Source organism: Sanguibacter massiliensis (assembly GCF_900240335.1).
GTDB classification, from domain to species: Bacteria; Actinomycetota; Actinomycetes; order Actinomycetales; family Cellulomonadaceae; genus Flavimobilis; species Flavimobilis massiliensis.
Map to the genome: position 1 here is coordinate 634,349 of NZ_LT964979.1, position 20,645 is coordinate 654,993.

Sequence of the window (20,645 nt, forward strand, 5' to 3'; positions counted from 1 at the left end):
CATGACGACGGCGGACGACGCACGTGGACCCGGGGCCGAGGGGGCCCCGGGTCTCGCGGGCGTGCCCGACGGCTTTGGCAGGCTGTGGACCCCGCACCGGATGGTCTACATCCAGGGCGAGAACAAGCCGACCGACCCGGGCGAGGCCTCGTGCCCGTTCTGCGTCGCGCCGTCGCGCAGCGACGCGGATGCGCTCGTCGTCCACCGCGGCGAGGTCGCGTACGTCGTCCTCAACCTCTACCCGTACAACGGTGGGCACCTGCTCGTCTGCCCGTACCGGCACGTCTCCGACTACACCGACCTCACCGAGGCCGAGACCCGTGAGGTCGCCGAGCTCACGCAGACCGCGATGCGGGTGCTGCGCGAGGTGTCCGGCCCCGCGGGCTTCAACCTCGGCATGAACCAGGGGGAGGTCGCGGGCGCGGGCATCGCGGCGCACCTCCACCAGCACGTCGTGCCGCGCTGGCTCGGCGACATGAACTTCCTGCCCGTCGTCGGGCGCACCAAGGCGCTGCCCGAGCTGCTCGCGGACACGCGAGCGCGCCTCGCGGCCGCGTGGCCCGACGCCACCCACTGACCCACGGCGCGCCCTGAGCGCGCAGGTCCGCGACCGCGGACCGCCCGCCGGGCACACCCGGCATCCAGGGCCTCGGCCCGCTGACGGAAGGACGACGGTGCTCGACAACCTGCGCTCGCTGTCCACGTGGCTCTTCACGCCCGTGGCCAAGCTGCTCCTGAGGCTCGGGGTGACGCCGGACGCCGTGACGATCGGCGGTACGGTCGGCACCGTCGTCGCGGCGCTGTGGCTGTTCCCCACCGGGCACCTTGTCGCGGGGGCATGGACGATCGGCGCGCTCGTGCTCGCGGACGCGCTCGACGGCATCATGGCGCGCACCGCCGGACGCTCGGGTGCGTGGGGAGCGTTCCTCGACTCGACGCTCGACCGCGTCGCGGACGCCGCGATCTTCGCCGGCCTGTTGCTCTTCTTCCTGAGCGAGGACTCGGACGCCGGTGTCGTGGTTACCCTCGCGTGCCTCGCGCTCGGCGCGGTCGTCCCGTACGCCCGCGCCCGCGCCGAGGGGCTCGGGATGACGGCGGCCGTCGGGGTCGCCGAGCGCGCCGACCGGCTCGCGATCGCGCTCGTCGCGACCGTCGTCGTCGGCTACGGGGCGCCGATCGCGGTGCTCGTGTGGACGCTCGGGGTGCTCGCGGCGCTCTCCGCGATCACCGTCGTGCAGCGCATGGCGACCGTGCGCACCCAGGCACGGGCGATCGCCGCGGTGCGTCCCGCGGGCGCGGGGGAGTGAGCGTGGACTCCGGTCGGCTCTTCGAGATCGCGTGGAACGTCCTGCCGCGACTCCCGCGGTCGTTCGTGCGCGGCGCGTTCGCCGCGGCGGCCGATGCCGCGTGGCTCGTCCGGCCCGCCGGCGTGCGCCGCCTCGAGGCGAACTATGCGAGGGTTCGGCCCGGCCAGTCGCGCCGCGCGCTGCGCAGGCTCTCCCGCGCCGGCATGCGCTCGTACATGCGGTACTACGCGGAGGCCTTCACGCTTCGGGGCATGACGCCGGAGCAGATCGAGGCACGCGTGCGGCTCGTGGATGCCGAGTACGTTGTCGCGGCGCGCGACGCGGGCCGCAGCGTCATCGGAGCGCTCGGTCACCTCGGCAACTGGGACCTCGCCGGCGCGTACGCGGGCTTGCGCATCATGCCCGTGACGACCGTGGCCGAGCGGCTCGAGCCCCCGCACCTCTTCGAGGAGTTCCTCGCGTTCCGGCAGGACCTCGGCATGGAGATTCTCGCGCTTGGGGACGACGGAGTGTTCCAGTCGCTGCTGCGTGCTGTGCGCGCGACGCCGCCGCGACTCGTGCCGCTTCTCGCCGACCGCGATCTTGCGGCCTCGGGCATCGAGGTCGACATGTTCGGCCGTCGCGCACGCGTCGCGGCAGGCCCCGCCGCGCTGAGCGTCGCGACAGGCGCGCCGCTCGTCCCGATCTCCCTCTCCTACGAGCGGCTCGCGGGAGACCGTCGGCGGCGTGCAGGCTCGCCGTGGGGGCTCGTCATCAGGTTCCACCCCGAGGTGACGACGGACCCTGCGCTGCCCCGCAAGGAGCGCACCGCCGCCGCGACCCAGGGCTGGGTCGACGCGCTCTCGGGCGCGATCGCCGAGAAGCCGGAGGATTGGCACATGCTTCAGCATGTCTTCGTCGAGGACCTCGACCCCGAGCGTTACGCGCGCACGCTCGAGCGCGCGGCCCGACGCACGGAGCCCGAGCCCGAGGGGAGCGCGTCATGAGCGTCCCGCTCGACGGGCGGCGGCTGCGCGTCGGCATCGTTTGCCCCTACTCCTACGACGTCCCCGGGGGCGTCCAGTTCCACGTGCGGGACCTCGCGGAGGCGCTCATGGCGCGTGGTCACGAGGTCGGCGTGCTCATCGCGGCGGACGAGGACACGGAGATCCCGCCGTACATGACGTCCGCGGGCAGCTCGATCCCGCTCCGCTTCAACGGGTCGGTCGCCCGGCTCTCGTTCGGGCCGCTCGTCGCGACGAAGGTGCGACGCTGGCTCGACCAGGGCGACTTCGACATCCTTCACCTCCACGAGCCCGTGACGCCGAGCCTCTCGCTCCTCGCCCTGTGGAACGCGACGGGGCCGACGGTCGCGACGTTCCACACGTCGATGGTGCGGTCGCGCGCGCTCCAGATGGTGTCGCCCCTCGTGCGTCCGGCGCTCGAGAAGATCGACGCGCGCATCGCGGTCTCGGAGGACGCACGGCGCACGCTCATCGACCACCTCGGCGGCGACGCCGTGGTCATCCCCAACGGCGTCTACGTCGAGCCGTTCCGGGTCGCGCAGCCGGACGCCCGGTTCACGGGCACGCCCCAGGCGCCGACGATCGCGTTCCTCGGTCGCCTCGACGAGCCGCGCAAGGGCCTGCCGGTCCTCGTCGGCGCGGTGCGTGAGGTCGTCACCCGGATCCCGGGCGCACGGTTCCTCGTCGCTGGTCGTGGTGACGCGGGGCGGGACGCGGCGATCGCCGAACTCGGCGACCTTGCGCGCCACGTCGAGTTCCTTGGCGGGATCTCCGACGACGACAAGGCGGCGCTCCTCACGTCGGCCGACGTCTACGTCGCACCGCAGACCGGCGGCGAGAGCTTCGGCATCGTCCTCGTCGAAGCGATGAGCGCGGGGACGTGCGTTGTCGCGAGCGATCTCGGGGCGTTCCGTCGCGTGCTCGACGAGGGTGAGGCGGGAGTGCTCTTCCGCACGGGCGACAGTGCCGACCTCGCGCGGACGCTGCTCGAGATCCTCGCCGACGACGAGAGGCGCGCCGCGGTCGCAGCCCGCGGCGAGCACGCCGTGCGGCGGTACGACTGGTCGGTCGTCACCGACGAGGTGCTCACGGTGTACGAGATGGTGCTCGCGGCGTCGAACGCGACGGTGCGGGTCGACGAGGCGCACGGCGGCCGGGGGCGGCTGCTCGACGTCGAGGGGAGCTGGTCATGACGTGGTCAGAGGTCGTCGTCGCGGTCGTCGCGGTCCTCGGTGTGCTGCTCGTCGTCGGATGGCGCGCGGCGACGCGGCTCGACCGGCTGCACCGGAAGGTCGTCGCGTCGCGCATCGCGCTCGACGCGCAGCTCGTCCGACGCGCGAGCGCAGCGGGTGACCTCGTGGTGTCAGGTGCGCTCGACCCGATCGCGGCGCTCCTCGTGGCCGACGCGGTCGTGGCGACGGGCGGATCCGAGGGCCAGGGCGGGCACGAGCTCGCGGTCGCGGTGCCCGACCTCGCCGACGAGGTGCGGGGCGTGGCGACGGGCCGGATCATCGGTGAGGCGCTCGGCGAGGGGCTCGGGACGGAACGTACGGATGCCGAGTCGAACCTCTCGGCCGCGCTGCGTGGTGTTCTCGACACGCCTGAGGAGGTCGCCCAGGTGCGCTCGGCGCCGGGAGGAACGGACGTCCTCGAGGCGCTCTCGGCCGCGTGGTTCCGCGTCCAGCTCGCCCGTCGGTTCCACAACGAGGCGGTCGCGCAGACGCAGCGCATGCGGGCGAAGGGCTGGGTGCGGCTCGCGCGCCTCGCGGGCCGCGCAGCCATGCCGCAGACCGTCGAGCTCGACGATGCCTGGCCCGTGGGACTCGGCAGACCGGGGAGCCACGTCGACCCCGAAGAGGCATAACATGTGCCCGTCCGTGCGGGACGCCCGTCCCGTGCCGCCACACTTTCGAACGAGGTACACATCGTGAGCACCGAAAACTCCTCCGCCCCCGTCGTCGGGACGTCCCACGTCAAGCGCGGTATGGCGGAGATGCTCAAGGGCGGCGTCATCATGGACGTCGTCACGCCCGAGCAGGCGAAGATCGCCGAGGACGCGGGCGCGGTCGCGGTCATGGCGCTCGAGCGCGTCCCGGCCGACATCCGTGCGCAGGGCGGCGTCGCCCGGATGAGCGACCCCGACATGATCGCGGGGATCATCGACGCGGTCTCGATCCCCGTCATGGCGAAGGCCCGGATCGGTCACTTCGTCGAGGCGCAGGTGCTCGAGGCTCTCGGCGTCGACTACATCGACGAGTCCGAGGTCCTCACGCCGGCCGACTACACGCACCACATCGACAAGTGGGCGTTCACGACGCCGTTCGTGTGCGGTGCGACGAACCTCGGCGAGGCGCTGCGCCGCATTACCGAGGGTGCCGCGATGATCCGGTCCAAGGGTGAGGCGGGCACGGGCGATGTCTCGAACGCGACGACGCACATGCGGACGCTGCGCGGTGACATCGCACGCCTCACGTCGATGTCGCCCGACGAGCTCTTCGTCGCGGCGAAGGAGCTTCAGGCGCCGTACGAGCTCGTCAAGGAGGTCGCGTCGTCGGGTCGTCTCCCGGTCGTGCTCTTCACTGCGGGCGGCATCGCGACGCCGGCGGACGCGGCGATGATGATGCAGCTCGGTGCGGAGGGCGTGTTCGTCGGCTCGGGGATCTTCAAGTCGGGCGACCCTGCCGCGCGTGCGGCGGCGATCGTCAAGGCGACGACGTTCTACGACGACCCTGCGGTCGTCGCGCAGGTCTCGCGCGGTCTCGGCGAGGCCATGGTCGGCATCAACGTCGACGAGGTTCCCGTCGCACACCGTCTGCAGGACCGCGGCTGGTGACGTGGCCCTCCAGCGTCCTGCGCCCGTGACCCCCGGCTCGGCGCCGGGGGTCGCGGGCGCGGTCCGTCCCGCGGTGCCCGCCTCAACGGGGTCCCGCGAGGCTGACGCGCCGCTCCATCTCGACGAGGGGTGGGTGCGTGGGCCGGATGGCGTGCGGGAGCGTTCGGCGTCGCGGGTGCTCGTGCTCGACGATTCCGGTGCGGTGCTGCTCGTGCGCGGTCATGACGCGGACGAGCCGGATCGTCACTGGTGGTTCTCGGTCGGCGGCGGGATCGACTCGGGCGAGTCGCCGCGCGAGGCTGCGGCGCGGGAACTGCGCGAGGAGACGGGCATGGTCGTCGACCCTGCGGTGCTCGAGGGTCCTGTCCTGCGCCGCTCGGCGATCTTCGACTTCGCGCGCGAGCACTGCCGGCAGCACGAGGAATTTTTCGTCCTCCGGGTCGCGGAGCGTCCAGCGCTCAGCAGCGAGGGCTGGACGGAGCTCGAGGAGAGCTTCGTCGACGAGGTGCGGTGGCTGACGCCCGACGAGATCGAGGCGAGCACGGACGAGGTGTTCCCTGCGGCGCTGCCCCGGATCGTCCGGGCGCTCGCCGCCGGCTGGGACGGCGTCGTCGAGGAGATCGGCATCGACACGGACGGCGGGGATCCCGCGGCGTACAGCGAGTCGTGAACGCGCAGCGCTTCGTCGACGCGCAGCGCATCGTGGAGACGCCGGTGCCCGGGCGGTCGGACCGCCCGGGCACCGGCGTACGAGGTGCGGGAAAACCTCCGCGGAGGCTCCCAGGGGAGATCAGCCGACGGGGCTGCCTGCTCCGAGGGCACGGGCCTTGCGGTTGTTCGAGGCGGCGACGCCCCACCAGATGGCGCCGGCGACGGTCATGAGGAAGGCGAGGCTGCCGAGGAGGAAACCTCCGACGAGCATGCCGCCACCGGTCGTGAGCGTCGAGACGAGGTCGTCGAAGGCCCCGGCTGACGTGAGCACGACCTCGTCGGCGCCCTCGCCGACGGTGAGCGTGTAGGTGCCGGTCTCGGTCGTGGTGAAGCGCCCGACGAGCTCGATCCCGAGGTCGGACATGTCCGGCGCGGTCGTCGCCCCGCTGAGGGCGACGACGGCGCCTGTGGGGTCGGTGACAGTGACGTCGGTGACGGACGGCGAGAACGTCGTGCTCTGGGTCGCCCAGATCTCGTAGGTGGAGCCCGCGGCGAGCTCGGTGTCGCGGGTGCCGGGCGAGGGCACCGAGACGATCGTCTCGGTGAGCTCGGTGGCACCCTTCGCGACGGCCGAGGCGATCTGGCTGAACCCGACGACGAGGAGCACGAGCGATACGACGCCGAGCCCGATGCCGAGGAACGTGAGAATCTTGGCGCCGCGGGTCTTGCGGATCGACGGGGCGGGCTGCTGCCAGCTGGGTGCGCCGTAGGGCTGGGGCGCAGGTGCGCCGTACTGCGGGCCGCCGGGGGTGCCGTAGGGCTGCGGGGCTGGGGCGCCGTACTGGGGTGCGCCGGGCGTGCCGTACGGCTGGCCCGTCGGGGCGCCGTACGTCTGGCCGTCGGGCACGCCGTAGGGCGGGGGCGTGGCGGGGGATCCCTGACCGGGTGGGGGTGGGGTCATGAACGGGTCGTTTCCGGGGGTCGTCATGGCGCAAAAGTAGCAGGGCGGTAGCTCACGTGCGGTGCTGCTCGGCGGGCGTGGTTTCCCTCCTCATATCGCGCCGGGCCCGTAGTATGGTGCGACGTGAGACCGACGATCGGCGTCCTGGCGCTGCAGGGTGATGTCCCCGAGCACGTGCGTGCCCTCGAGTCCGCGGGAGCGAGCGTGGTGCGCGTGCGCCGCGCGCGCGAGCTCGACGGGGTCGACGGTCTCGTGCTCCCTGGCGGGGAGTCGACGACGATGTCACGGCTCCTCGACGTCTTCGACCTGCGGGAGCCGTTGCTCGCGCGGCTGCGCGAGGGCATGCCGGCGTACGGCTCGTGCGCGGGGATGATCCTCCTCGCGGACAGGGTCCTCGACGGGGCGGCCGGGCAACTCGGGCTTGGTGGGATCGACATGACAGTGCGGCGCAACGCGTTCGGGCGGCAGGTCGACTCGTTCGAGACGGCGCTCGACGTGCAAGGGGTCGCGGGGGGTCCGGTTCCGGCGACGTTCATCCGCGCGCCGTGGGTCGAGGAAGTCGGCGAGGGGGTCGAGGTCCTCGCGACCGTCGGGTCGGGCCCGGCCACCGGTAGGATCGTGGCAGTCGCGCAGGGCCCGCTCATGGCGACGTCGTTCCATCCGGAGATCACGGGTGACGACAGGGTTCACGCGCAGTTCATCCGACTCGTTACTAAGGAGCGGTAAGGCATGTCCGGTCACTCCAAGTGGGCCACCACGAAGCACAAGAAGGCGGCGATCGACGCCAAGCGTGGCAAGCTCTTCGCCAAGCTCATCAAGAACATCGAGGTGGCCGCCCGCACGGGCGGCGGAGACCCTGCGGGCAACCCGACGCTCTTCGACGCGATCCAGAAGGCGAAGAAGACCTCCGTCCCGAACGACAACATCGAGCGCGCGGTCAAGCGCGGCTCGGGTGCTGAGGCCGGCGGCGCGGACTACCAGACGATCATGTACGAGGGCTACGCGCCCGGTGGCATCGCCGTCCTCGTCGAGTGCCTCACCGACAACAAGAACCGCGCCGCGGCCGAGGTTCGGATCGCGTTCACGCGCAACGGCGGCCAGATGGCTGACCCAGGTTCGGTGTCGTACCTCTTCTCACGTAAGGGCGTCATCGTCGTCCCCAAGGCGGGGACGGACGAGGACGCCGTCATGGAGGCGACGCTCGACGCAGGTGCCGAGGAGGTCACCGACGAGGGCGAGGTCTTCGAGATCCTCACCGAGGCGACGGATCTCGTCGCGGTGCGCACCGCCCTCCAGGAGGCCGGGATCGAGTACGACTCGGCCGACACGGTGTTCCACCCGTCGATGAAGATCGAGGTCGACGTTGACCGGGCGCGGGCCGTGCTGCGCCTCATCGACGCGCTCGAGGACTCCGACGACGTCCAGAACGTCTACTCGAACTTCGACGCCTCGGACGAGGTGCTCGCTGCGCTCGAGGACGACTGACCATCGCTCGACGGCGCGTCGGCCGGTTGGCCGACGCGCCGTCGTCGTCCCCGCACGGGGGCAGGAAGGGGTTCGCGTGAGGGTGCTCGGCGTGGACCCGGGGCTCACGCGCTGCGGCGTGGGCGTCGTCGACTCGTTGCCGGGCCGCAGGGCGCGCCTCGTCGCGGTCGGCGTCATCGAGTCGTCGCCCGCGCTGAGTGTCGACCTGCGCTTGCGGACGATCGCGGACGGGCTCGACGGGTGGCTCGACGCACACGTGCCCGATGTCCTCGCGGTCGAGCGGGTCTTTGCGCAGCACAACGTCTCGACGGTCATGGGCACCGCGCAGGCGGCCGGTCTCGCGATGGTCGCCGCGGCGCGTCGTGGCGTCCCGGTTGCGATGCACACGCCGTCGGAGGTCAAGGCGGCGGTGACGGGCAACGGTCGAGCCGACAAGGCTCAGGTCCAGCGGATGGTGGCTCAGATCCTCGGTCTTGCCGAGGCTCCGAGGCCTGCGGACGCGGCGGACGCGCTCGCTCTCGCGGTCTGCCATCTGTGGCGGCCTGCGGGGGCGCTGCAGGGCGGCGATCGTCACGAGCTCACCCCGGCACAGCGGGCGTGGGCGGCGGCCGAGGACGCGGCGCGCCGCGGCGGGGGAGGTCGGTAGCTCTTGCTACGGTGGTCCGGTGTTCGTACAGGTGTTTGAAGTCGCTGCGGCCGTGCGCCGTGGCGGCACGGAGGGAGCGTCGTGATCGCCTCGGTGCGTGGTGAGGTGCTCGCGGTCGGGATCGACCGCGCCGTCGTCGAGACGGGGGGAGTAGGCCTTGCGGTCCTCGCTGCGCCGTCGACGCTCGCGCTGCTGCGGGTGGGGGAGCACGCGCGGCTCCACACGACGCTTATCGTGCGTGAGGACTCGCTCACGCTCTTCGGCTTCGCCGACGTCGACGAGCGCGAGACGTTCGAGACCGTGCAGACCGTCTCGGGCATCGGCCCGCGGACGGCGCTTGCGATGCTCGCGGTGCTCTCGCCCGACGCGCTGCGCGGGGCTGTCGCCGAGGGCAACCTCACGACGCTCATGAAGGTTCCGGGCATCGGTCGCAAGGGTGCCCAGCGACTCGTGCTCGAGCTCGCCGACCGGCTCGGCCCGGTGCAGGGCAGCGCGTCGGTTGAGGCCGCGGTCGCGCCGGTCGACCACCGATCGAAGGTCGTCGAGGCGCTCGAGGGCCTCGGGTGGACGGCTCGTACCGCGGAGGACGCGGTGGGCGACGTGCTCGCTGCTCGCGGTGTCGCGGCGGACGAGCCGCTTGCCGAGGGCGACGTGCCTGACGTCCTACGCGCCGCGCTGCGGATGCTCGGCGGGCGTCGTGGCTGAGCCCGCCGCGGACCGCCTTCTCGACGGGGGTGCCGACGACGTCGAGCGCGCTGCCGAGGCGGCGCTGCGCCCTCGCAGGCTCGACGAGTTCGTCGGGCAGTCGACGGTGCGCGACCAGCTCTCGCTCGTCCTGCACGCGGCGCTCGGCCGGGGCGGGAGCCCCGATCACGTGCTGCTCTCGGGCCCGCCCGGGCTCGGCAAGACAACGCTTGCGATGATCATTGCGGCTGAGCTCGGCACGTCCCTGCGCGTGACCTCGGGTCCCGCGATCACGCACGCGGGTGATCTTGCGGCCGTGCTGTCCTCGCTCGAGGAGGGCGAGGTGCTCTTCATCGACGAGATCCACCGGCTCGCCCGGCCCGCCGAGGAGCTCCTCTACATGGCGATGGAGGACTTCCGGGTCGACGTCGTCGTCGGGAAGGGACCGGGCGCGAGCGCGATCCCGCTCGCCCTGCCGCCCTTCGTCGCCGTGGGAGCGACGACGCGCGCCGGGCTGCTCCCGGCGCCTCTCCGCGACCGCTTCGGCTTCACGGGCCACCTCGACTTCTACGACGCGTCCGAGCTCGAGCAGGTGCTGCTGAGGAGCGCGGGTCTGCTCGGCACGGTGCTCGAGGCCGACGCGGCTGCGGAGATCGCCGGCCGTTCTCGCGGCACGCCTCGCATCGCGAACCGGCTGCTGCGGCGCGTCCGCGACTGGGCGCAGGTGCGCGGCGACGGGCGGCTCGACCTGCGGGCGGCGCGGGCTGCGCTCGAGGTCTACGAGGTCGACGTGCTCGGTCTCGACCGGCTCGACCGTGCGGTGCTCGCGGCGCTGTGCACCCGGTTCGGTGGGGGACCCGTCGGGCTCTCGACGCTCGCCGTCGCGGTCGGGGAGGAGCCCGAGACGGTCGAGACCGTCGCGGAGCCGTTCCTCGTGCGCGAGGGGCTCATGGGGCGCACGCCGCGCGGTCGGGTCGCGACCCCTGCGGCATGGGCGCACCTCGGGCTCACCCCGCCCACCTGACGTCGTCCGGGAACCTCCCGCGCACGGCGGGCGTTGGACCTCCGGAACCGCCGCTAGACTGCGGCAGGCGAAGTCCACCCTCGAAGGAGCATCCTCGTCATGACCGACGTCACGAACCTCGCAGCTGCGACCGGCACCGGCGGTAGCAGCGGCATCTTCCTCTACGTCGTCCTCGGCGCGCTCGTGCTCATGATGTTCTTCGGCTCGCGCCGTGCGCGCAAGCAGCAGCGAGAGGCCTCGGCGTTCCGTGACAGCCTCGAGGTGGGCACGGAGGTCATGACCGGCTCGGGCTTCTTCGGGACGATCGTCGCGGTCGAGGGTGACCGCATCACGCTCGTCGCGGACGACGGCGGCCGGTCGACGTGGATCCGGCAGGCGATCGCCAAGGTCGTCGAGCCGGTCGTCGAGGACGACGGGATCGACGTGCTCGAGGAGGACGGGACGGACACGCCCGAGACGCCGCAGGACCAGCGGCCGACGAACGACTAGGCTCGGCGCGCGACGCTCACAGCGCACGTCGACTGAACCGGACCAGGCCTCCTGGTCCGCACACGGGAAGAGATCACTCTGGTGGCGAGCAGTACGAAGAAGACGCGTCCCCTGCGGACGCTCATCAGCCTCGCGATCCTCATCGCACTCGCGGTCGGCGGCCTCGCTGCCGGCGTGAAGTGGGGGGACGCGGACTGGACCCCGAACCTGGCGCTCGACCTCGAGGGCGGGACCCAGATCATCCTCACTCCCGTCGCGACCGACGGCTCGGCGATCACCGAGGAGGACCTCCGCCAGGCGATCAATGTCATCCGCCAGCGTGTCGACGCCTCGGGCGTCGCGGAGGCGGAGATCTCGAGCCAGGGCGGTCAGAACATCGTCGTCGCCCTTCCCGGCACGCCCGACCAGGCGACCCTTGACCTCGTGCGCCGGTCCGCACAGATGAACTTCCGTCCGGTGCTCGTCCAGGAGTACGGCTTCGCTGCCGAGCCCACGCCGACGCCGTCGGCCACGGACGAGGCGACCGACGAGTCGACGGATGAGGCCACCGACGCGTCGACGGACGAGGCCACCGACGAGTCGACGGACGAGGCGACCGACGCGTCGACGGACGAGGCCACGGACGGCGCGACCACGGGCTCGACGGGCGGTGAGTCGAAGGAGTCGACGGACAGCGCGACCACGACGGCTACTGCGACGGCGACCGCCACGGACAAGGCGACCGACGAGCCGACGAGCACGGCGACGACGCAGCCGAAGCCTGACGCGTCCAACCCGTCCGACCTCGCGCAGATCACCGACGCCGTGAAGAAGGAGTTCGACGCGCTCGTGTGCGACGACTCCAAGCTCACGGGCGGCGACTCGGGCGACCCCAACGCCGTCCTCATCACGTGCTCGGACGACGGCCTCTACAAGTACATCCTCGGCCCTGTCGAGATCCCGGGGACGCAGATCAAGAACGCCCAGTCGGGTCTCCGCGTCGTCAACAACGCGACGACCAACGAGTCGGTCGTCAACATCGAGTTCACGAACGAGGGCAAGGAGGCGTTCTACCAGACCACGAAGCGCCTCGCCGAGCAGTACGCACAGGGAAGCGCGGGCGCAGACGTCGCCCCCAACCTCTTCGCGATGGTTCTCGACGGGCTCGTCATCTCGGCGCCTCAGGTGACCGAGGCGATCCCGGACGGCCGCGCGGAGATCTCCGGTAGCTTCACGCGTCAGAGCGCGGCGACGCTCGCCAACCAGCTGAACTTCGGGTCGCTTCCGCTCGACTTCAAGGTGCAGAGCGAGATGGAGATCTCGGCGACGCTCGGGTCCGAGCAGCTCCAGAAGGGTCTGCTCGCGGGGCTCATCGGCCTCATTCTCGTCGTCCTCTACTCGCTCGTGCAGTACAGGGTGCTCGGCTTCGTCACGGTCGCCTCGCTCGTCATGGCGACGATCATCACGTACCTCGCGATCACGTACCTCTCGTGGCTGCAGGGCTACCGGCTCTCGCTCGCGGGCGTCACGGGCCTCATCGTCGCGATCGGCATCACCGCAGACTCGTTCATCGTCTACTTCGAGCGCATCCGTGACGAGCTGCGCGACGGTCGCGCCCTCGTCGGCTCGGTCGAAAAGGGTTGGGACCGCGCACGCCGCACGATCCTTGCGTCCGACGCCGTCAACCTCCTCGCGGCGATCGTGCTGTTCTTCCTCGCGGTCGGCGGGGTGCGAGGTTTCGCCTACACGCTCGGTCTCACGACCGTCATCGACGTCATCGTCGTGTTCTTCTTCACGCACCCGCTCATGGAGCTGCTCGCGCGGACCCGCTTCTTCGGCGGAGGCCACCCGGCCTCGGGCCTCGACCCGCGCCAGCTCGGCGGACGTGCCGCGGTCTACCAGGGCCGCGGACGCGTCCGTGCGCCGCAGGCGACCGTCCGGAAGAAGGAGTCCGGCAGCGACACGCTCGGCGGCTTCGCGGGTTCGTCGGCGACCGACGTCGAGGACCGCCCGCTGACGATCGCTGAGCGCCGAGCGCCCGCGCTCCGCGAGGAGAAGCCGTCGCAGCCCGAGCCGACGACCGGCACGGACGAGGCACCCGACACCCAGGACGACGTACCCGAGGCCGCGACCACCGAGGTCGCCGGCGAGGACGAGGAGAAGCACTGATGGCACGCCGCGGGTTCTCCCAGTGGGGCAACGACCTCCACACGGGCCGTCGCTCGTACAACATCGTCGGCCGGCGCAAGGGCTTCTTTGCCGTGTCGCTTGTCATCGTCGCGCTCTGCGCGCTCGTGCTCGGTATCCGAGGGTTCAACTTCGGCATCGAGTTCACGGGTGGCTCGGAGTTCACGGTGTCAGGAGTCTCCGACACCTCGCAGAGCATCGCGACCGAGGTCGTCGAGAAGACCGGGGTCACTGAGATCCCGCGAGTCTCGTCGCTCGGATCCTCCGCCGTGCGCGTGCAGACGGTCCCGCTCGAGCAGGCCCAGATCGACGAGGTCAAGACCGGTCTTGCCGAGGCGTACGGCGTCGGAGCCGACGCCGTCACCGTGACGACGATCGGCGCGACGTGGGGCAAGGACGTCTCGTCGAAGACGATCCAGGGCCTCATCGTCTTCGTCCTGCTCGTCACGCTCGTCATGACGGCGTACTTCCGCAACTGGCGAATGGCGGCGGGTGCGATCCTCGCGCTCTTCCACGACCTCATCCTCACACTCGGCGTCTACGCGCTCGTCGGCTGGGAGGTCACCCCGGCGACGATGATCGGCTTCCTCACGATCCTCGGGTACTCGATCTACGACACGGTCGTCGTCTTCGACAAGGTGCGGGAGAACACCGACGGCATTCTCGCGCAGAAGCGCTCGACGTACGAGGAGCAGGCGAACCTCGCGATCAACCAGACGCTCGTCCGGTCGATCAACACGTCCGTCGTTGCGCTCCTGCCCGTGTCCTCGATCCTCTTCATCGGCGCCTTCGTCCTCGGAGCCGGCACACTGCGCGACATCGCCCTCGCGCTGTTCGTCGGCATGGCGGCGGGCACCTACTCGTCGATCTTCCTCGCGACGCCCATCGAGGTCGCCCTGCGCGACCGTGAGCCCGCGATCAAGGCGCACACCGAGAAGGTCCTCGCGCTGCGCGCGGGCGCCGAGGCAGGCGAGCCGGCCACGGCGTACGCCGTGACGGGCAAGCTGCTCCCCGGGCAGCACCAGGGGCACGCGGCACAGCCGAGGCGGCGCAAGAAGTGACCGCACCGCACCACCGGTCGGCGGACGTCGAGATCGTCGAGAGCCTGCTGCGGGAGGTTCCTGACTTCCCGCAGCCCGGCGTCCTCTTCCGGGACGTCGCCGGGGTCCTCGCCTCGGGCGAGGGCCTCGCGGCGGCGACGCGCGCGATGGCGGACCTCGCGAGCGAGCTCGGTGAGTTCGACCTCGTCGCCGGCATGGAGGCGCGCGGCTTCCTCTTCGGAGCGCCCCTCGCGACGCACCTCGGCACGGGGTTCATCCCCGTGCGCAAGGCGGGCAAGCTCCCGCCGCCGGTGCTCGCCGCGACCTACGAGCTCGAGTACGGCACCGCGACGCTCGAGCTGCGGGACGGGACGATCCCCGCGGGCGCGCGCGTCCTCGTCCTCGACGACATCCTCGCGACCGGGGGCACCGCATCGGCGGGTGCAGACCTCGTCGAACGTGCGGGGGGAACCGTCGTCGGGCTCGCATTCCTCTTCGAGATTCCCGGCCTCGGAGGCCGGGAGCGGCTCGCCGGGCGTGCGGTGCGATCCCTCATCGTCTGACGCGTTCCACGACGGCGGCGTCATCCCTCGAGGGATGACGCCGCCGTCGTGCGCGCAGGACCACCTGCTGCGCGCCGTAGACTGTCCACCTGCGCATCGTTCGACGTCGCCCGGGGCACGTAGCCCGGGCACTGGCGTCCCGGGGACGGGACGGACGGGAGGGGCACATGGCCGACGACACGAAGGTGCCGACCCCTGCCCAGCGGCCGACGGCCGCCGCACCCACGCCCCAGACCCCGGCGCGCTCGTCGTCGCTCATGCGCTGGTTCACGCCGCGCGCGGGCGTGTCGCCTGCGATCGAGCCTGTGCTGCAGGCCGTGCGCACCAACCATCCCAAGGCTGACCTCTCGCTCATCGAGCGCGCGTACGTCACGGCGGAGAAGGCCCACCGGGGCCAGAAGCGACGCTCGGGCGACCCATACATCACGCACCCCGTCGCCGTCGCGACGATCCTCGCCGAGCTCGGTATGACGGAGCCAACGATCGCCGCGGCGCTGCTCCACGACACCGTCGAGGACACGGACTACTCGCTCGATCAGCTGACGCGCGAGTACGGCGAGGAGATCGCCATGCTCGTCGACGGCGTCACCAAGCTCGACAAGGTGAAGTTCGGCGATGCGGCGCAGGCGGAGACCGTGCGCAAGATGGTCGTCGCGATGTCGCGCGACATCCGCGTGCTCGTCATCAAGCTCGCGGACCGGCTCCACAACGCGCGGACGTGGAAGTTCGTGCCGGCGGAGTCGGCGGCCCGCAAGGCCCGCGAGACGCTCGAGATCTACGCACCGCTCGCGCACAGGCTCGGCATGAACACGATTAAGTGGGAGCTCGAGGACCTCTCGTTCCAGACGCTCTACCCGAAGGTCTACGAGGAGATCGTGCGTCTCGTCGCTGAGCGTGCTCCAGCGCGCGAGGAGTACCTCGCGGTCGTCCGGGAGCAGATCGTCGCCGACCTGCGGTCCGCGAAGATCAAGGCGACGGTGACGGGCCGGCCCAAGCACTACTACTCGGTGTACCAGAAGATGATCGTCCGCGGTCACGACTTCGAGGACATCTACGACCTCGTCGGCACGCGTGTCCTCGTCGACACGGTGCGTGACTGCTACGCGGCGCTCGGTGCGCTGCACGCGCGGTGGAACCCGGTCCCGGGCCGGTTCAAGGACTACATCGCGATGCCGAAGTTCAACATGTACCAGTCGCTGCACACGACGGTCATCGGGCCCGGCGGCAAGCCTGTCGAGATTCAGATCCGCACGTTCGAGATGCACCGACGTGCGGAGTACGGCGTCGCGGCCCACTGGAAGTACAAGGAGGCCGCGAAGGCGGGCACCGCCGGCCCGGATGCGGGCGCGGGCGACATGCAGTGGCTGCGCCAGCTCGTCGACTGGCAGCGGGAGACCGCGGACCCGACGGAGTTCCTCGATTCGCTGCGCTTCGAGATGGCTGGCCAAGAGGTCTACGTTTTCACGCCCAAGGGCGAGGTCATGGCGCTCCCGGCGGGGTCGACCCCCGTCGACTTCGCGTACGCCGTGCACACGGAGGTCGGGCACCGCACCATGGGTGCGCGCGTCAACGGCCGGCTCGTGTCGCTCGACTCGCCGCTCGAGAACGGCGACGTCGTCGACGTTCTCACCTCAAAGTCCGAGACCGCGGGGCCGAGCCAGGACTGGCTCGCGTTCGTCAAGAGTCCGCGCGCGCGGAACAAGATCCGGCAGTGGTTCTCCAAGGGGCGCCGCGAGGAGGCGGTCGAGCACGGCAAGGAAGCGATCGCGAAGGCGATGCGCAAGCAGAACTTGCCGATCCAGCGGCTCCTCAGCCACGAGGCTCTTGCGGGGCTCGCCTCGGACATGCGTTACGCGGACGTCTCGGCTCTGTACGCGGCCGTCGGCGAGGCGCAGGTGTCCGCCCAGACCGTCGTCACCCGTCTCGCGCAGGCGTTCGGCGGAGAGGAGGGCGCGCAGGAGGATCTTGCGGAGGTCGCGCTCCCCGGGGCGACGCGTCGCAGGTCGCGCCAGGGTGATCCGGGCGTTGTCGTCAAGGGCGTCGAGGACATCTGGGTGAAGCTCGCGAAATGCTGCACCCCCGTTCCGGGCGATGAGATCGTCGGCTTCATCACGCGCGGGCAGGGTGTCTCGGTGCACCGTGCGGACTGCGTCAACGTCGAGGCGCTGCGGGACCAGCCGGAGCGCTTCGTCGACGTCGCGTGGAGCTCGGGCGCGAGCACGCTGTTCCTCGTGCAGATCCAGGTCGAGGCGCTCGACAGGGCACGCCTGCTCTCGGACATCACGCGGGTGCTCTCGGACAACCACGTCAACATCCTCTCGGCGTCGGTCTCGACGTCGTCGGACCGGGTTGCGACGTCGCGCTTCGTCTTCGAGATGGCGGAGCCCGCGCACCTCGCGACCGTTCTCAAGGCGGTGCGGAAGGTTGAGGGGGTCTTCGACGTGTACCGCGTCACCGGGTCGAGGGCCGCGCCGACACGCTGACGGCGACCGGGCGCGGGGCGGGACCAGGACCGGCTCCGACACGTGCCGCGAGCTCGGCGACGATGTCGAGCGCCTCGGACGTGCACGGGCTCGCTCGGTGCTCCCGCAGCCGCGCGGCGGTCTGGGCCGGCGTGGCGAGACCGGCGCTCCAGAGGTGCGTGAGAGCCGCGAGCGCAATGTCGCGGGGCACGTGACGCGCGACGTCGACCGCGGTGCGCAGCGGCGAGGTGACGTGGAGTCCCGGCAGGCCTTCGACGTCAGCCGGGGCGAGCGTCGCCTGGTGCGTGCGCAGGTCGGGCCGCCCGGGTGGCCGGTGCGTGCCAGGTGCGTAGAGGACGCTCAGCTCGCCAGGGACACCGTGACCGGTGTGGACCCAGACGGCGCTGAGCCTTCCGACGACGGTGCGCGGGGGGATGCGCGGCCCGAGGGCCGCGAGGCGGTCGGTTCGGGTGACCGCCGTTCCTGCGAGGACGGCGACCCCGGGCGTCAGCTCGATGAGGTGCCCCGCCGCGCGGAGCGCCGAGTACGCGACCTCGCCGCCGACCGTCGCAGGTCGCAGGGTTCGGGGGAGGCCCGGCTCGGGGCGGGTGAGGGCGTGACGGAGGAGCACACCCCCAGGATGCGCGACGGCCCCGGTGGATCTCCACCGGGGCCGTCGTCCTGTGGACGGAGCGTCAGCCGCGCGCGTCCTCCGCAGCGCGGACGATCTGCTCGAGCCACGCGCGCTTGGCCGTCACGGCCTCCTCGAGCGAGCGCACCTTGCGCTCGTCGCCCTTCGGGCGGGCAGTCTCGAGCTCAGCCTCGAGCTGGGCGATCGACGCCTCGAGCTGAGCGGCCGCGCCCTCGGCGCGCGCACGCGTCTCAGGGTTGGTGCGGACCCACTGTGCCTGCTCTGCGTCGCGGACCGCGGTCTCGACGGCACGCATACGTGCCTCGACGCGCCCCATGGCGTTGCGCGGGACCTTGCCGGCCGCCTCCCACCGCTCCTGGATGTCGCGCAGCGCGGCCTTGGCGCGGGAGAGGTCCGTCACGGGGACGAGTGCCTCAGCCTCGGTGAGCAGGTCCTCCTTGACCGCGAGGTTCGCCTCGAACTCGGCGTCGGTCGCGGCGTTGTCCGCGTCACGGGCCGCGAAAAAGCGGTCCTGGGCGGCACGGAAGCGTGCCCAGAGCGCGTCGTCGTCCTTGCGGTTGGCGCGGCCTGCGGCCTTCCAGCGGTCCATGAGGATGCGGTACGCGCCCGCGGTGGCACCCCACTCGGTCGACGTCGAGAGTGCCTCGGCCTCGGCGACGAGGGCTTCCTTGGCGGACTTCGCGGCGGAGTTGCGGGTCTCGAGCTCCGCGAAGAAGTGGCGACGCTCGCGGTCGAACGTGGTCCGTGCGTGGCTGAACCGCTTCCAGAGCGCCTCCTCCGTCGGCCGGTCGATGCGCGGGCCGTTGCGCTGCGCGTCCTTCCAGTCGTCGAGGAGCTGGCGGAGCCGGTCGCCCGACGGGCGCCACTGGATCCGCGACGGGTCGGTGCCTGCGATTTCCTCGGCGGCCTCGACGATTGCGGTGCGACGCTCGACGGCCGCGGCGCGGGCGGCGGTGCGCTCAGCGTCGAGCTCGGAGCGGCGCTGGGCGGCACGCTCGCGGAGCCCGTCGAGGCGCGCACGCAGGCCGGCGAGGTCGCCCACCGCGGAGGGCTCTGCGAGGTCCTCCGTGAGGCGTGCGATCGTCTGGTCGATCTCCTTGACCGCGAGGTCGGCGGAACCGAGCCGGGTCTCGAAGAGCGTGACCTTCGACTGGATCTCGAGGAAGCGACGCACGTAGAGAGCCATGGCCTCTTCGGCGCTCACGCCGGGGAACTGGCCGACGGCACGCTCGGTCTCGCCCTCGCGGACGTAGACGGTGCCGTCCTCGTCGACGCGGCCGAACGCGGCCGCGGCGAGTGCCTCGGCGGCGTCGTCGGGAGCTGCGACAGGCGCGGCCTCCGCGGGGCGCGCCTGGGCGATCGCGAGAGGGCTCGGGGCGGGACGGGGCGTGGGCCGCGGGACGGGNGCGCGTGTCGTCGACGTGCACCCCCTGCTGCGCGACCGCCTGGACGAGCGGCCCCCGCGCACCCCACGGGTCGAGCGTCCCGAAAGGGTCCGCGAGGCGGTGCGCGTCGGTCTCGGGCGCCTCGGTCACGGCGACTCCGGGCGTGGACGTCGCGGCGTCGTCGGCGGGGACCTCGGCGGCGGTCTCGGCTTCAGCAGACTCGGGAGCGGTGCCCTCGGCGGTCTCGACGATCGGCTCGTCGGCGGTGGGGGTGGTCTCGGACACAGGGCATCACTCCTCGGGTTGTGACGCGTACCGGCCGGTGCGACCGGGTGACATCAGCGACTGTCCCCGCGCGGGGACCGGTGGGCACCGGTTCGGTGACGAACACGGCCGTGGCCAGTCTAGGCACTTTGACGCGCGCTCGTGCGCGCGAGAACACCCTGTCCGCGCAGGGCGGACGGGGAACGCGCCGCTAGCCTGGGGGCATGCCCTCCGCCGACGCGTCCATGTTCCGCCTCACGACGCTCGTCGCGCCGGTTCTCGGTGCGTCGTGCCACGTCCTGTCGGCCACGGGCTCGGGCCCGTGCCTCGTCGTCGACGCGGGCGGCGGGGTCGCGCCCGCGCTGCACGCGCACCTCGTCGAGCACGACCTCGTCCCGGTGGCCGTGCTCGCGACGCACGGGCACCTCGACCACGTGTGGGACGGGCCGCTCGTCACCGACGACGCCGGGATCCCGTTCGTCCTCCACGAGGCCGACGCGCACCGCCTCGCGGACCCTTTCGGGACGCTCGACCCGTGGGGTGCGCGGGGGCCGCTCGTCCAGGCGGTCGCGCAGCAGGGGGTGCACGTCGACGACACGCGCGTCCCGGAGCGTGTCATGACGTTCGCGGGGGAGCGCACACTTCTCGTCGGTGCGGGCGGCCTGCTCGGCGAGGACACGCTCGGGCCCGGCGTCACGGTCGAGGCCGTGCACGCACCCGGGCACACGGAGGGGTCGACGCTCTACGTCGTCTCGGCTGTGCCGGACGACTCCTCGGAGCTGCCACGCCCTGGCCGGCCTCGCACCGTCGTGACGTCGACGGTGCTGACGGGTGACGTCCTCTTCGCGGGGAGCGTCGGGCGCACGGACCTGCCCGGCGGGGACGGTGCCGTCATGGCGCGCACGCTGCGCGATGTCGTCGCGACGCTCCCGGGCGATGCGCTCGTCCTGCCGGGGCACGGCCCGGCGACGACCGTCGGGCACGAAATGGCGTCGAACCCGTACCTCGCCCGCCGGTAGGATCGGGGAC

At 71.8% G+C, this 20,645-nt stretch carries 21 protein-coding genes; 18 read left to right on the plus strand and 3 right to left on the minus strand.

The annotated features are described in order from the left end of the window. Window position 1: 1 nt before the first annotated feature. The 7 genes from C1729_RS03025 to C1729_RS03055 all read left to right on the plus strand — a co-directional run bounded on the left by C1729_RS03025 (window position 2) and on the right by C1729_RS03055 (window position 5,814). Window positions 2–577, plus strand: a complete 576-nt coding sequence (locus C1729_RS03025) for an HIT family protein (protein ID WP_102508539.1) — start codon at window positions 2–4, stop codon at window positions 575–577. A 97-nt stretch (window positions 578–674) separates the two neighbouring features. Further along, window positions 675–1,307, plus strand: a complete 633-nt coding sequence (gene pgsA, locus C1729_RS03030; RefSeq protein ID WP_102508540.1) for a phosphatidylinositol phosphate synthase — start codon at window positions 675–677, stop codon at window positions 1,305–1,307. A gap of 2 nt (window positions 1,308–1,309) precedes the next feature. Then, entirely contained in the window at window positions 1,310–2,293 is a 984-nt protein-coding gene (locus C1729_RS03035) for a phosphatidylinositol mannoside acyltransferase (protein ID WP_340637931.1), read from the plus strand. After that, complete coding sequence (locus C1729_RS03040) at window positions 2,290–3,504, plus strand: glycosyltransferase family 4 protein (RefSeq protein WP_102508544.1); 1,215 nt, start codon at window positions 2,290–2,292, stop codon at window positions 3,502–3,504. Before C1729_RS03035 ends, C1729_RS03040 begins: the two co-directional genes overlap by 4 nt. Continuing rightward, window positions 3,501–4,175, plus strand: a complete 675-nt coding sequence (locus tag C1729_RS03045; protein ID WP_102508546.1) for a hypothetical protein — start codon at window positions 3,501–3,503, stop codon at window positions 4,173–4,175. Before C1729_RS03040 ends, C1729_RS03045 begins: the two co-directional genes overlap by 4 nt. 63 nt (window positions 4,176–4,238) lie before the next feature. Beyond that, window positions 4,239–5,144, plus strand: coding sequence for a pyridoxal 5'-phosphate synthase lyase subunit PdxS (pdxS, locus tag C1729_RS03050; protein WP_207204556.1), 906 nt, complete (start codon window positions 4,239–4,241; stop codon window positions 5,142–5,144). A gap of 1 nt (window position 5,145) precedes the next feature. Next, window positions 5,146–5,814 carry an NUDIX hydrolase gene (locus C1729_RS03055; protein ID WP_242493692.1) on the plus strand — a complete coding sequence of 223 codons (669 nt, stop codon included), beginning with the start codon at window positions 5,146–5,148 and terminating at the stop codon, window positions 5,812–5,814. A 120-nt stretch (window positions 5,815–5,934) separates the two neighbouring features. Here the strand turns inward: C1729_RS03055 and C1729_RS03060 are convergent, their stop codons facing one another. Continuing rightward, window positions 5,935–6,783, minus strand: a complete 849-nt coding sequence (locus C1729_RS03060; protein WP_129590654.1) for a hypothetical protein — start codon at window positions 6,781–6,783, stop codon at window positions 5,935–5,937. A 96-nt stretch (window positions 6,784–6,879) separates the two neighbouring features. On the opposite strand from C1729_RS03060, the gene pdxT reads away from it, so the two are divergent. The 10 genes from pdxT (at window position 6,880) to C1729_RS03110 (ending at window position 17,336) form a co-directional block, all read left to right on the plus strand. Then, a complete protein-coding gene (pdxT, locus tag C1729_RS03065; RefSeq protein WP_102508549.1) occupies window positions 6,880–7,482 on the plus strand; it encodes a pyridoxal 5'-phosphate synthase glutaminase subunit PdxT in 603 nt (200 codons plus the stop codon). 3 nt (window positions 7,483–7,485) lie between these two features. Beyond that, entirely contained in the window at window positions 7,486–8,241 is a 756-nt protein-coding gene (locus tag C1729_RS03070) for a YebC/PmpR family DNA-binding transcriptional regulator (protein ID WP_102508551.1), read from the plus strand. Window positions 8,242–8,317: 76 nt separating this feature from the next. Next, the gene (gene ruvC, locus C1729_RS03075; RefSeq protein ID WP_102508552.1) at window positions 8,318–8,887 is read left to right on the plus strand and encodes a crossover junction endodeoxyribonuclease RuvC; all 570 of its coding nucleotides are present in this window, start codon (window positions 8,318–8,320) and stop codon (window positions 8,885–8,887) included. Window positions 8,888–8,968: 81 nt separating this feature from the next. Further along, complete coding sequence (ruvA, locus tag C1729_RS03080) at window positions 8,969–9,592, plus strand: Holliday junction branch migration protein RuvA (RefSeq protein WP_102508554.1); 624 nt, start codon at window positions 8,969–8,971, stop codon at window positions 9,590–9,592. Next, window positions 9,585–10,595 (plus strand): Holliday junction branch migration DNA helicase RuvB, encoded by a 1,011-nt coding sequence (gene ruvB / locus C1729_RS03085; RefSeq protein WP_102508556.1) that lies wholly within the window; start codon window positions 9,585–9,587, stop codon window positions 10,593–10,595. Before ruvA ends, ruvB begins: the two co-directional genes overlap by 8 nt. A gap of 99 nt (window positions 10,596–10,694) precedes the next feature. Further along, window positions 10,695–11,084 (plus strand): preprotein translocase subunit YajC, encoded by a 390-nt coding sequence (gene yajC / locus C1729_RS03090; RefSeq protein ID WP_102508557.1) that lies wholly within the window; start codon window positions 10,695–10,697, stop codon window positions 11,082–11,084. Window positions 11,085–11,165: 81 nt separating this feature from the next. Further along, window positions 11,166–13,232, plus strand: a complete 2,067-nt coding sequence (secD, locus tag C1729_RS03095; RefSeq protein WP_242493693.1) for a protein translocase subunit SecD — start codon at window positions 11,166–11,168, stop codon at window positions 13,230–13,232. Beyond that, window positions 13,232–14,311: a protein translocase subunit SecF gene (secF, locus tag C1729_RS03100; protein WP_102508559.1), complete on the plus strand. Its 1,080-nt coding sequence runs from the start codon at window positions 13,232–13,234 to the stop codon at window positions 14,309–14,311. Before secD ends, secF begins: the two co-directional genes overlap by 1 nt. Beyond that, window positions 14,308–14,853, plus strand: coding sequence for an adenine phosphoribosyltransferase (locus C1729_RS03105; protein ID WP_102508561.1), 546 nt, complete (start codon window positions 14,308–14,310; stop codon window positions 14,851–14,853). The genes secF and C1729_RS03105 overlap by 4 nt, the downstream gene beginning before the upstream one ends. Before the next feature lie 167 nt (window positions 14,854–15,020). Further along, window positions 15,021–17,336: a RelA/SpoT family protein gene (locus C1729_RS03110; RefSeq protein WP_102508563.1), complete on the plus strand. Its 2,316-nt coding sequence runs from the start codon at window positions 15,021–15,023 to the stop codon at window positions 17,334–17,336. On the opposite strand, the gene C1729_RS03115 is transcribed toward C1729_RS03110, so the two are convergent. Continuing rightward, window positions 17,305–17,946: a hypothetical protein gene (locus C1729_RS03115; RefSeq protein ID WP_102508565.1), complete on the minus strand. Its 642-nt coding sequence runs from the start codon at window positions 17,944–17,946 to the stop codon at window positions 17,305–17,307. The genes C1729_RS03110 and C1729_RS03115 overlap by 32 nt on opposite strands. Before the next feature lie 64 nt (window positions 17,947–18,010). Beyond that, window positions 18,011–19,153: a DUF349 domain-containing protein gene (locus C1729_RS03120; RefSeq protein ID WP_422917652.1), complete on the minus strand. Its 1,143-nt coding sequence runs from the start codon at window positions 19,151–19,153 to the stop codon at window positions 18,011–18,013. 687 nt (window positions 19,154–19,840) lie between these two features. Here C1729_RS03120 and C1729_RS03130 point away from each other — a divergent pair. After that, window positions 19,841–20,635: an MBL fold metallo-hydrolase gene (locus C1729_RS03130; RefSeq protein ID WP_242493694.1), complete on the plus strand. Its 795-nt coding sequence runs from the start codon at window positions 19,841–19,843 to the stop codon at window positions 20,633–20,635. The last annotated feature ends 10 nt before the right edge of the window (window positions 20,636–20,645 follow it).